The 11,223-nt window shown below is 73.4% G+C and carries 10 protein-coding genes and 1 pseudogene; 6 read left to right on the plus strand and 5 right to left on the minus strand.

All coding sequences use genetic code 11. The annotated features are described in order from the left end of the window. Positions 1-205: 205 nt before the first annotated feature. Positions 206-469 (minus strand): WhiB family transcriptional regulator, encoded by a 264-nt coding sequence (locus ACFW3D_RS38065; protein WP_018559705.1) that lies wholly within the window; start codon positions 467-469, stop codon positions 206-208. A 590-nt stretch (positions 470-1,059) separates the two neighbouring features. Between ACFW3D_RS38065 and ACFW3D_RS38070 the strand changes: the two genes are divergently transcribed. Genes ACFW3D_RS38070 through ACFW3D_RS38080 form a run of 3 tightly spaced genes read left to right on the plus strand, consistent with a single transcriptional unit; the run spans position 1,060 to position 3,867 of the window. After that, positions 1,060-1,569: a cysteine dioxygenase gene (locus ACFW3D_RS38070; protein ID WP_500512542.1), complete on the plus strand. Its 510-nt coding sequence runs from the start codon at positions 1,060-1,062 to the stop codon at positions 1,567-1,569. 25 nt (positions 1,570-1,594) lie between these two features. Then, a complete protein-coding gene (gene cofD / locus ACFW3D_RS38075) occupies positions 1,595-2,566 on the plus strand; it encodes a 2-phospho-L-lactate transferase (RefSeq protein ID WP_500512544.1) in 972 nt (323 codons plus the stop codon). Positions 2,567-2,598: 32 nt separating this feature from the next. Beyond that, positions 2,599-3,867: a coenzyme F420-0:L-glutamate ligase gene (locus tag ACFW3D_RS38080; RefSeq protein ID WP_500512558.1), complete on the plus strand. Its 1,269-nt coding sequence runs from the start codon at positions 2,599-2,601 to the stop codon at positions 3,865-3,867. Positions 3,868-3,878: 11 nt separating this feature from the next. Here ACFW3D_RS38080 and ACFW3D_RS38085 read toward each other — a convergent pair whose 3' ends face one another. From ACFW3D_RS38085 to ACFW3D_RS38100, 4 genes are all read right to left on the minus strand, one after another. Further along, positions 3,879-4,646 (minus strand): hypothetical protein, encoded by a 768-nt coding sequence (locus tag ACFW3D_RS38085; RefSeq protein WP_500512546.1) that lies wholly within the window; start codon positions 4,644-4,646, stop codon positions 3,879-3,881. 64 nt (positions 4,647-4,710) lie between these two features. Beyond that, the gene (locus tag ACFW3D_RS38090; protein ID WP_500512548.1) at positions 4,711-5,688 is read right to left on the minus strand and encodes a DNA-3-methyladenine glycosylase family protein; all 978 of its coding nucleotides are present in this window, start codon (positions 5,686-5,688) and stop codon (positions 4,711-4,713) included. Between the two features lie 117 nt (positions 5,689-5,805). Then, the gene (manB, locus tag ACFW3D_RS38095; RefSeq protein WP_500512550.1) at positions 5,806-6,888 is read right to left on the minus strand and encodes a mannose-1-phosphate guanylyltransferase; all 1,083 of its coding nucleotides are present in this window, start codon (positions 6,886-6,888) and stop codon (positions 5,806-5,808) included. Between the two features lie 64 nt (positions 6,889-6,952). Next, on the minus strand, positions 6,953-8,569 hold the full coding sequence (locus ACFW3D_RS38100) for a peptidoglycan recognition protein family protein (protein ID WP_500512552.1): 1,617 nt from the start codon (positions 8,567-8,569) through the stop codon (positions 6,953-6,955). 116 nt (positions 8,570-8,685) lie between these two features. Here ACFW3D_RS38100 and ACFW3D_RS38105 point away from each other — a divergent pair, with 116 nt between their 5' ends. The 3 genes and pseudogenes from ACFW3D_RS38105 to ACFW3D_RS38115 form a co-directional block, all read left to right on the plus strand. Beyond that, on the plus strand, positions 8,686-9,438 hold the full coding sequence (locus ACFW3D_RS38105) for a TIGR03089 family protein (RefSeq protein WP_500512554.1): 753 nt from the start codon (positions 8,686-8,688) through the stop codon (positions 9,436-9,438). Between the two features lie 130 nt (positions 9,439-9,568). Beyond that, positions 9,569-10,804: an LCP family protein gene (locus ACFW3D_RS38110; RefSeq protein ID WP_500512556.1), complete on the plus strand. Its 1,236-nt coding sequence runs from the start codon at positions 9,569-9,571 to the stop codon at positions 10,802-10,804. Between the two features lie 120 nt (positions 10,805-10,924). Continuing rightward, positions 10,925-11,223: pseudogene (locus ACFW3D_RS38115) on the plus strand (LCP family protein); the annotation flags it as partial.

Below are 11,223 nucleotides of genomic sequence, written 5' to 3' on the forward strand. Positions count from 1 at the left end.
ACTTCGGACGACGCCTTGGGCGTCTCGGACGGGCCCCCACACTAACGGTTGCGGGAGGCGGCCCTTCCGGGTCCGGGGCACATATACCGACGAAGCCTGCCGTGACGGACGCGAACCGGGCGGGTGCCGTGCGCTCGCCGTGGGGCTGCCGTACGGTCTCCGGCCGGGTGCGGGGCGGGGCCCTGGACGGGGCCCCGGGCGGGCGCTAGACGACGCCCTTCTTCAGGCGCCGGCGCTCGCGCTCGGACAGGCCGCCCCAGATGCCGAAGCGCTCGTCGTTGGCGAGGGCGTAGTCGAGGCAGTCGGAGCGGACCTCGCAGGCGAGGCAGACCTTCTTGGCCTCGCGGGTGGAGCCGCCCTTCTCGGGGAAGAAGGACTCGGGATCGGTCTGCGCGCACAGCGCGCGCTCCTGCCACCCGAGCTCTTCGTCGGCCTCTTCGGCCAGCAACAGCTGGAACAGCTCGGTCATGCGCGCCCCTCGTCTGTTTTCGCGTCCCCGTGATGTTGCCGTTACCTGCGACGGTCGAACGACACGAGTGAAATTACAAGTGTGCCGATACGGGCCAGTCAAGCCGAGATCTGCTATTGGGCCCGTTATTCACCCTGCGGAACCAAGGCCTGACAGAAAGTGTTCAAATCATCCCAAACGTCCGCATACGTCAACCGCGGTCGACGCCCCTGGGGGGTGGCGATCACGATGCGATCACGAAAACACAACGACGTTTCACGAGGAGACGTTCCTGCGTACCCGTGTGGTTGCGTCGGCACTTTTCCTGGGTCTTCTGCGCACAAACCTTTCACCATGCCGAATAGCCGGATCAGGTGAAAGATTTACGGCAAATCCGACATCGAGTTGACAGGCCACCGAGGACCCGGTGTGCTAGAGCGCATGCCAGTGACCCACGCGCCTGCCCGGACCCGCCGCCTCGGCGAGTTCCGTCGTGCCGTGGAAGCCCACTGCCGCTGTTCCAGCTGTTGCCGCTGAAGGACTCTTCCCAGCCCGCACAGCCTCATGCGCATGCCTGACGCTCCTCACTTCCCGTAGGAACTCCCGCACCCATGAACAGCGACGTCTCGATCGCCGGCGACCCCCTCGCCATCCCCCACCTCCTTCCGCCCGTGCCCGCCTACCCCGTCACCGTCGCGGAATTCGCCGGACTGGCGCGCAAGATCGCGGCGGATCGCGCCCGTTGGGCGCCGCGCGTCCGCTACGACGCCACCACCCGCTGGTACGACCGGCTGGCGACCGGACCCGGGTACGAGGTCTGGCTGCTCAGCTGGGTGCCCGGCCAGGGCAGCGGGCTGCACGACCACGGCGGCTCCTCGGGCGTGCTGACCGTCCTCGAGGGCGAACTGACCGAGCGCGCCCTCGGCGGCAACGGCGAGACCCGTCGTTCACTCCTGCCGGGGCACCAGCGGGTGTTCGCCCCCGGCTACGTCCACGAGGTGGTCAACGACTCCCTGGAGGGCGCGGTCAGCCTGCACGTCTACTTCCCGGGCCTGACGGAGATGACCCCGTACGCCTGCACCTCCGGAAAGCTGGCGGCGGAGGGCACGTTCGCCGGGTGACGCGGCGGGCTGACAGACTGTCCGCATGCGAATCGTGGTACTGGCCGGCGGCATCGGAGGAGCCCGTTTCCTGCGCGGCCTGAAGGCGGCGGCGCCGGAGGCGGACATCACCGTCATCGGCAACACCGGCGACGACATCCACCTGTTCGGCCTCAAGGTCTGCCCCGACCTCGACACCGTCATGTACACCCTCGGCGGCGGGATCCACCAGGAACAGGGCTGGGGCCGCGCCGACGAGACGTTCACGGTCAAGGAGGAGCTGGCCGCCTACGGCGTCGGACCCGAGTGGTTCGGCCTGGGCGACCGCGACTTCGCGACCCACATCGTGCGCACCCAGATGATCGGCGCGGGCTACCCGCTCAGCGCGGTCACCGAGGCGCTGTGCGCGCGCTGGAAGCCGGGCGTGCGGCTGATCCCGATGACCGACGACCGGATCGAGACGCACGTCGTCGTCGACGACCCCGACGCGGGCCCCGGCGGCGGGCGCAAGGCGGTCCACTTCCAGGAGTACTGGGTGCGGCTGCGGGCCTCCGTCCCGGCGTACGCGGTGCTGCCGGTCGGCGCGGAGGGCGCCAAGCCCGCGCCCGGCGTGCTGGAGGCGATCGCCGAGGCCGACGTCATCGTCTTCCCGCCGTCCAACCCGGTGGTGTCGGTCGGCACGATCCTGGCCGTCCCCGGTATCCGCGAGGCCATCGCCGAGGCGGGCGTGCCCGTGGTGGGCCTCTCCCCCATCGTCGGCGACGCCCCGGTGCGCGGCATGGCCGACAAGGTGCTGGCGGCGGTCGGCGTGGAGTCCACGGCGGCGGCGGTCGCCGCCCACTACGGCTCCGGGCTGCTGGACGGCTGGCTGGTCGACACCGTCGACGCGGGATCGGTGGCGGAGGTCGAGGCCGCGGGCATCCGCTGCCGGGCCGTACCGCTGATGATGACGGACCTGGACGCGACGGCCGCGATGGCCCGCGAGGCGCTGGAGCTGGCCGGGGAGGTGCGGGCGTGACCGCCTCCTACCGCGTGTGGGCCGTCACCGGCATGCCCGAGGTCGAGCCCGGTGCGGACCTCGCGAAGCTCGTCGCCGCGAGCACGGCGGAACTGGCCGACGGCGACGTCCTCGTCGTCACCTCGAAGATCGTCAGCAAGGCCGAGGGGCGCGTCGTGCGCGCCGACGACCGCGAGGCGGCGATCGACGCCGAGACGGTGCGGCTGGTCGCACGGCGCGGGCGGACCCGGATCGTGGAGACCCGGCACGGCCTCGTCATGGCCGCGGCCGGCGTGGACGCCTCCAACACGGCCCCCGGCACGGTGCTGCTGCTGCCCGAGGACCCGGACGCCTCCGCCCGCGCCATCCGGGCGGGGCTGCGGGACGCGCTCGGCGTCAATGTCGGCGTGGTCGTCACCGACACCTTCGGACGGCCGTGGCGCGAGGGCCTGACCGACGTCGCGATCGGCGCGGCCGGGCTGCGCGTGCTGGACGACCTGCGGGGCGCGACGGACTCCCACGGCAACGAACTGGCGGTCACGGTCACGGCCCTGGCCGACGAGCTGGCCGCGGCCGGGGACCTGGTGAAGGGCAAGTCCACCGGGTCGCCCGTCGCCGTCGTCCGGGGTCTGGACCGACTGGTGCTGCCGGCGGAGGAGGACGGCGCCGGCGGCCGTGCCCTCGTCCGGCCCGCGGCCGACGACATGTTCCGGCTGGGCACTTCGGAGGCCGTCCGCGAGGCCGTCTCCCTGCGGCGCACCATCCGCGACTTCACCGACGAGCCCGTCGACGGGGCCGCCGTACGGCGCGCCGTGGACCTCGCGGTCACCGCGCCGGCGCCGCACCACACGACGCCGTGGCGCTTCGTGCTGCTGGAGTCGGAGCGCGCGCGGATCCGGCTGCTGGACGCCATGCGCGACGCCTGGGTCGAGGACCTGCGGCGCGACGGCCGCAGCGAGGAGTCCGTCGCCAAGCGGGTGCGGCGCGGCGACGTGCTGCGCCGGGCGCCGTACCTGGTCGTGCCCTGCCTGGTCGCGGACGGGGCGCACGACTACCCCGACGCCCGGCGCTCGGCGGCCGAGCGCGAGATGTTCGTGGTCGCGATGGGCGCGGCCGTGGAGAACTTCCTCGTCGCCCTGGCCGGCGAGCAGTTGGGCTCGGCATGGGTGTCGTCGACGATGTTCTGCCGCGACGTGGTGCGCGAGGTCCTGGACCTGCCGGAGGACTGGGACCCGATGGGTGCCGTCGCCGTCGGCCGGCCCGCCGCGCCGCCGAAGGAGCGGCCCGGGCGGAGCGCGGAGGCGTTCATCGAGGTGCGCTGAGGCGCCGGTTCTCAGGAGCGGGGGGCGTCGTCGTACTCGCGGGAGATCACTTCGACGCGACGTGCGGCGTGGTCCGCACGGACGGTGTCCAGGCCGAGCGTGTCGAGTTCGCGCATGGCGGCCACGTCGGACTCCGACCGCGGGTCGAGGGCCCGGACGGCGATGTCACGGGCCCCTTCGCCGAGTTCGACCCCGGCAAGCAGCGCCTTCATCAGCGCGGACTCCGCGTCCACGGGGGCGGAGTCCGCGAGCGCGATGTGGAGCATCAGGTGTTCCGGGCCCGTGTCGCTCCAGCGGGCCTGCGCGATCCACACGCACCGCACATGGGGGAAGTCGAGCAGGAGGCCGCCGAGCCTGTCGCGCAGGGTCACCGCCGTGGGACGGGTGGACCAGGTCAGCCGCAGCGTCCGCGCCTCCGTGGTGCGTTGGCCCCTGGTGCGCAGGGCCTGTTCGAGCAGCTCGAAGGGAACCCTGGCCCGGCCCTGCTCGGAGAAGACGGCCAGGGCTCCGACGTTCGTGTGCCGCCGGATGTCCAGCAAGCGCATGCCGTCGCAGTGCACGGCGGCGGCCGCTTCCGGCAGGCGCCGCAGGCAGCACGCCTCGCTGACGTAGCCGGGCAGGGCCGGGCCTTCGTCCTCCGAGCCGACGAACATCACCGAACCGGCCCCGTCCACGGGGACGTGCACCCCGAAGTCGATGATGGCGGCGAGTAGTTGGTCCGCCTCCTGCGGTTGCCGGCGGTCGAGCATGCCGGCGAGTGCGGCGTTCGTCGTGCTCACGCACCGATGATAGGGACGGCGTCCGGATCGGTCACCGGGTCGGGCGGGCCGCCTCCGCCGTGGGTCACAGCGGCACGATGTTCCCCGGGGCCATGCGGGGGGCGCGGCGTGGGGGGCGGCGGCCGGTGAGCAGGATGAGGCGGGCGGCGCGATGGCGCTGGCCGGCGTAGGGCTCGAGGAGTTCGAGCATGGTGGCGTCGTCCGAGCGGTGGGCGCCGGTGAGGGCGTAGCCGACGGTGTGCGGCAGGTGGAGGTCGCCGACCGTGATCGCGTCGGGGTCGCCGTTGCTGCGCTGCAGGGTCTCGGCGGCGGTCCAGGGGCCGATGCCGGGGACGGCCTGGAGGCGGGCGAGGGCGTCGGCGGGGGCGAGGGTGGTGGCCTGTTCCATGCGGGCGGCGGCGCGGGCGGCCCGAACCGCGGCGGCGGAGCGCTTGCCGTCCACGTTGGCGCGGTGCCACTCCCAGGAGGGGATCATGGCCCAGCCGCGGGCGTCGGGCATGACCCGCATGCGCAGTTCCTCGCCGGGGCCGGGGGCGGGCTCGCCGAAGCGCCACAGCAGCACCCGCCAGGAGCGGTATGCCTCGTCGGAGGTGACCTTCTGCTCGAGAATCGCCGGGACGAGGGACTCCAGCACCAGGCCGGTACGGGTCAGCCGCAGCCCGGGGTTGCGGCGGTGGGCCTCGTGGACGACGCGGTGCCGGGCGGTGAAGGCGCCGGGGTCGTCGGCGTCGCCGAGCAGGCCGGGGAGGCGGTCCAGCAGCCAGTCGGCGCCGGGGCCCCAGGCCTCCGCCTCGACCTCCCCGCCGGAGGGGCGGGCGATGCGCAGGGTGCCGGGGCCCTCGGGCGTGCGCGAGGCGCGGTAGACGGCGCGGTCGGCGCCGACGCGGAACGCCGGGTCGCCGGGGCCGCGGCGCAGGGGGCCGAGTGTGAGGCCGAGGTCCAGGGGGCCGCGCGGGGTCCAGCGGCGGGTGCGGCCGGGTGTGCGGGGGCCGGGGACGCGGCCGGCCGCGGCGCGGAGGAGTCGGGTCTGCTCGGGGTGCACCCCCCGAGCCTACGGCGTGGGCCGTCGGGCTTCCGCGCTTCGCGGCTTCGGGGTTCGGGGTTTCCGGGTTTGCGGGCCGGTGGGCGGGGCACGCCCACCGGCCGGGGATCGCGGCGGCTACTGGTCGGAGGAGAAGCGGACCGCGCCGTCCGGGATGACCGCTCCGCACCAGATGCGCACGCCGTGCCGCAGTTCGTTGTCGGCGCCGATGTGCGCGCCGTCGCCGATGACCGATCCCTGGACGACGGTGCGCTCGCCGATGACCGCGTCCGCGCCGATGAGGGAGTCCACGACGGTCGCGCCGGGACGGACGACCGCACCCGCCAGGACCGTGCTGCCCTCGACGACCGCTCCGGCGCCGATGACCGCGCCCGCGGAGACGGCGGTGCCGCCGGTGAGCTTGGCGTCCTCGGCGATCCGGGCGCCCTCCAGGACGAGGCGTTCGCCGCAGCGGCCGGGGACGGCCGGGGACGGCGCGTGGCCGAGGACGAGGTCGGCGGAGCCGCGGACGAAGGCGTGCGGGGTGCCGAGGTCGAGCCAGTACGTGGAGTCGACCATGCCCTGCAGATGGGCGCCGTCGGCCAGGAGGCCCGGGAACGTCTCGCGCTCGACGGAGACCGCGCGGCCGGTGGGGATGGAGTCGATGACGGAACGGTCGAAGACGTAGGCGCCCGCGTTGATCTGGTCCGTGACGATCTCCTCGGGCGTCTCCGGCTTCTCCAGGAACGCGGTGACGCGGCCGGTGGCGTCGGTCGGCACGAGCCCGAAGGCGCGCGGGTCCTCGACGCGGGTCAGGTGGAGGGAGACGTCGGCACCGGAGTCGCGGTGGGTGGCGACGAGTCCGGCGATGTCGAGGCCGGTGAGGATGTCCCCGTTGAAGACGAGGACCGGGTCGCCGGGGGCGGAGTCCAGGCGGTCGGCGACGTTGCGGATGGCGCCGCCGGTGCCGAGCGGCTCGTCCTCGGTGACGTACTCCAGGCGCAGCCCCAGGGCGGACCCGTCGCCGAAGTGCGGCTCGAAGACCTCGGCCAGGTAGGAGGTCGCCAGGACGATGTGCTCGACGCCCGCCGCGCGCGCCCGGGCCAGTTGGTGGGTGAGGAACGGGACACCGGCCGCGGGGACCATCGGCTTGGGGGTGTGCACCGTGAGGGGGCGCAGCCTGGTGCCCTTGCCGCCGACCAAGAGGATCGCTTCAGTCACCTGTGTTTGTCTCCGCTTCCTGGCGGGCCGAACGAATGAGCGGCCAATCCTATGCAGGGGGCGATCAGCGGCCCTGGAGCCCCGCCGCGGTGCGGCGGATGATGCCGAGATCGTCGTACAGCTCCGTTCCTGGGCATTGCGTGTTGAATCCGTCCCGGTGGCCCGAGATGACGTTCATGCGCACCCGCGTGCCCTTCGGGTACCTGTTGCTCCCTCCGGACACCAGATATGTCATGCCCTCCGGGTTGCGGCCGTAAATTCCGAGTTTCCACGCGGCGAGCCGGGCGACGGCCGAAAGGGCCTCGCTGCTGGGCCGGTCCTCGGAGTAGTCGCCGAGCACGGCGATGCCCATGGTGTGCTCGTTGAAGCCGAGGGTGTGCGCGCCGAAGACGGCCCTGGAGACGCCGCCGCTGCGGCCTTCGTAGATGTTTCCGCACTTGTCGACGAGGAAGTTGTAGCCGATGTCGCGCCAGCCGCTGCTCTTGACGTGGTAGCGGTAGATACCGCGGATGACCGAGGGGGAGTCGGAGCACTCGTAGTCGTTGCCGGTGGCGGTGTGGTGGACGAAGATCGCACTGATGGCGTCGGTGAACTCGGAGTCCTCGTTGCGCAGTTGCTCGTCGGCGCCCCAGCCGAACCGGGTGATGATGCGGGGGCGTGCGCCGGTGAAGCGCTGCCCGGTGAGGGCCTCGGTCTGGGACCGGCTGAGCGCGGGCACGAAGGGGGACTCGACCGGGGTGCCCGAGGTGTCGCTCGGGTCCGCGGCGGTGTCGGTGGTGGTGCCGTCCTGCGGGTGACGGCCGCCGAGCGGGTCCCCGCCCTCGCTGGGCCCGACGCCGTCGAAGGGGTCGCCGTCCTCGCCCGGGTCGCCGTCCTCGCCGGGGCCGACACCGGCGAAGGGGTCGCCGCCGGAAGGGTCGGCGCCGGACGGGCCACCGACGACGGAAGGATCGGTGTTCCCGGAGGGGGCCCCGGGGAAGGTGCCGTCGCCGGGGGGCCCGCCTGGCGCACCGTCACCGCCCGGGCCGCCGCCCCCCGGTCCCGCGGGCCCGGGGTCCAGCGCTGCATCGGGGTCGAGGTAGCTGCCCCCCAGGTCGCCGCCGGGGTAGCCATCGGAGCCGTCGCCCGGTTCGTCCCCGGGGTCGACCATCTCCAGCCGCAGTCCCTTGGGCAGGCCGGGCTGCTGGACCCCGCGCCTGCCGCTGGTGGGCGCCTCGGGCACGACCCGCACCTCGACCCCGTCGGAGCGGCCGACCCACAGGGGGGCGGTCGAGCCGCGCACCGCGGAGCCCGAGCCCTCGGCCGAGCCGGCGTCGGGGGCGTCGTCGTTGTGCGCCTCGACGGTGCGCCAGTTCGACCAGGTGCCGGAGCCGGTGGCGCGGGTCCTGACCTGGACGGTGCCCCTCAGGTCGGTGCCGACGTCGTCCCAGGTGATGCCGATCATGGAGAACGGTTTCACGGCACGGGCCGGCAGCCCCTGCGAGAGCGGGGCGCCGACGGCACGGCCGGACGTGGCGAGCGGGGCCAGCGCGAGGGTACGGGTGGCGCCGGGGGGCGTGTCGGAGGCGGCCGCCCGCGCCGGCGCGTGAATGGTGGCGGTGGCGCCGGAGGGGAAGGCGAGCGGCAGGGCGAGGGCAGCCATGCACGCCGCGGAGATCGAAGTCGCAAGAAGTGCACGCATGGGAAGAACAGTTACATAAGGCCCCAAAACGCGCAGCCGGGATCTGACGGGCTGTCTTCTTCTGCCGGCCCATCAGCGCCACCCGGGACGCCCCCGCCTGACGTAGCCTGGGCCGCGTGACATCGACAGCCCGTACACCCGCCGACCTGCTGCGTTCCGCGCTCGCGGCGGACCCCGCCCGGCCCCTGGTCACCTTCTACGACGACGCGACCGGCGAACGCGTCGAACTGTCGGTGGCCACCTTCGGCAACTGGGTGGCCAAGACCGCCAACCTCATCCAGGACGAGCTGGGCGCCCAGCCGGGTGACCGCGCGGCACTGCTGCTGCCGGCGCACTGGCAGACGGCGGTATGGGTGCTCGCCTGCTTCTCCACCGGCGTGGTCGTGGTGCCCGGCGGCGACCCGGGCGGTGCCGACCTCGTGGTGTCCGGCCCGGACACGCTGGAGGAGGCCCGCGCCTGCTCCGGCGAGCGGGTCGCACTGGCGCTGCGGCCGCTGGGCGGACGCTTCCCGCAGCCGCCGGAGGGTTTCGCCGACTACGCGGTCGAGGTGCCCACGCAGGGCGACCGCTTCGCCCCGTACGCGCCGGTGGACGCGGACGCACCCGCGCTGGAGCTGCCGGGCGGGGAGGAGCTCACCGGCGCGGAGGTGGTCGGGCGGGCCCGCGCCTCAGCCGGGGCCCTGGGGCTGACGGCCGGGGCGCGACTTCTCTCGGGCCGGTCGTACGGCGACTGGGACGGTCTGGCCGCCGGACTGCTGGCGCCGCTGGCGGCGGACGCCTCCGTGGTGCTCTGCCGCAACCTGGACCGGCTGCCCCCCGCCGACCTGGACAAACGCCGGGAGAGCGAGCGGGTGACCCACGTGGCGTAGCCGGGCTCCCGGCTCGCCGTCTCCGGCGGCCTCGGACGGAATTGAACAACTCCGCACAACCGAGGGCGGGATTGAACGGTCTTTATAGGTGACCTGATCGCCAGCAGCACCTGTAAGGACGGGCCCGGACGTGACCACGCCAGCCGATTCGCCGGAAGCCGAGGACACCCCTCCCGCCGACACCCCACCCGCCGACACCCCGCCGAGGAAGCGCCGCCGCACGTGGCTGCGCGTCCTCGCCGTGGTCGTGTCCCTGGTGCTGCTGGCAGGGGCCGGGGTCTCCTGGTACCTCTACAAGCAGCTCGACGGGAACATCCGCACGGACACCGACACCGCGCACGAGCTGATGCGGGTGAAGTCCGAGCGCCCCAAGGTGCTGCCCGAGGCGACCACCGCCGAGAACATCCTGCTGCTGGGTTCGGACAACCGGGGCGACGGCAACGGCAAGTACGGCCAGGACACCGGCACCCAGCGCTCGGACACCGCGATACTGCTGCACCTGGCCGCCGACCGGAAGAGCGCGACCGCGGTCAGCCTGCCGCGTGACCTCATGGTCGACATCCCCTCCTGCCGGCGGTCCGACGGCAGCATGACCAGCCCCCAGTTCGCCCAGTTCAACTGGGCCTTCGAGTTCGGGGGCGCCGCCTGCACGATCCGCACGGTGGAGAAGCTGACCGGGATCCGCGTCGACCACCACCTGGTCGTGGACTTCAACGGCTTCAAGAAGATGGTCGACGCGGTCGACGGCGTCGAGGTCTGCGTCCCGCACCCCGTGCACGACCAGGACGCGCACCTGGACCTGGACGCCGGCCGCCAGGTGCTGCGCGGCGAACAGGCCCTCGGCTACGTCCGCGCACGCAAGGGCATCGGCGACGGCAGCGACACCCAGCGGATGGACCGCCAGCAGGAGTTCCTCGCCTCCCTGGTGCAGAAGGTCGACTCCACCGGGGTGTTGCTCAACCCCGCCAAGCTCTACCCGCTGCTGGACGCCGCGACCTCCTCGCTCACCGCGGACGAGGGCCTCGACTCGCTGGCCGAGCTGTACGAACTGGCCCAGAGCCTGCGCAAGACGCCCACCGACCAGGTGCGTTTCCTCACCGTGCCGCGGCGCCCGTACACGGCGGACCCCAACCGTGACGAACTGGTGCAACCCGCCTCGGACGAACTGTTCACGACGCTGCGCGAGGACGGGCAGGTGACCGTCGAGGGGGACGAGGACGCCGGCACGGGCTCCGCCCGTCCGACGGACGGCGGAACCTCCACCGCCCCTCCGGCATCTCCCACACCGTCGGGCTCGGCGAGCGCCTCCCCCTCGTACCGCGGCACCACCGCCGACCGCGACGTGTGCGGCGGCAGTGGGGATTGAACACTTTGTCCAGGTGTAGGAGAGCGGAATTTGTCAGGGGCGGGCGTAGACGCTGAACTGTGGGGTTAGTGTGAGCGATCCGGCCTGTTGCAGCGGCCGAGACGGAGGACTCGATCGACCGTGGACACGCAAGGCCGTAGGCAGCACGTCGACCCGGCGGATCAGTGGGTTTTCGATCCCGAGACGGGCAGCTACCAGCTGCGGCTGGACCCCCCGCAGCAGCCGGAACGAGGCGTCCCCGCGCAGGGGACGGGCCGGCGGGCACAGCGCGTCCAGCCGCAGGGCGGCGGCCGCGCCCAGCAGGGCCGTTCCGGCGCCGAGGGCGAGCGCGAGGGCCGCGGCACCGCGGGCGGCCGCTCCGCCGACGGCGGCAGGGCGGCGGCCGGCGGCAGGGCGGCGGCCGGCGGCAGGGCGGCGGC

It is taken from the genome of Streptomyces sp. NPDC058864 (genome assembly GCF_042742985.1).
GTDB lineage: Bacteria > Actinomycetota > Actinomycetes > Streptomycetales > Streptomycetaceae > Actinacidiphila.

Excerpts from the sequence above, each read along its gene's own strand:
- ACFW3D_RS38065 (WP_018559705.1), bottom strand. The coding sequence starts at position 469 with ATGACCGAGCTGTTCCAGCTGTTGCTGGCCGAAGAGGCCGACGAAGAG.
- ACFW3D_RS38070 (WP_500512542.1), top strand. The coding sequence starts at position 1,060 with ATGAACAGCGACGTCTCGATCGCCGGCGACCCCCTCGCCATCCCCCAC.
- cofD (WP_500512544.1), top strand. The coding sequence starts at position 1,595 with ATGCGAATCGTGGTACTGGCCGGCGGCATCGGAGGAGCCCGTTTCCTG.
- ACFW3D_RS38080 (WP_500512558.1), top strand. The coding sequence starts at position 2,599 with ATGCCCGAGGTCGAGCCCGGTGCGGACCTCGCGAAGCTCGTCGCCGCG.
- ACFW3D_RS38100 (WP_500512552.1), bottom strand. The coding sequence starts at position 8,569 with ATGCGTGCACTTCTTGCGACTTCGATCTCCGCGGCGTGCATGGCTGCC.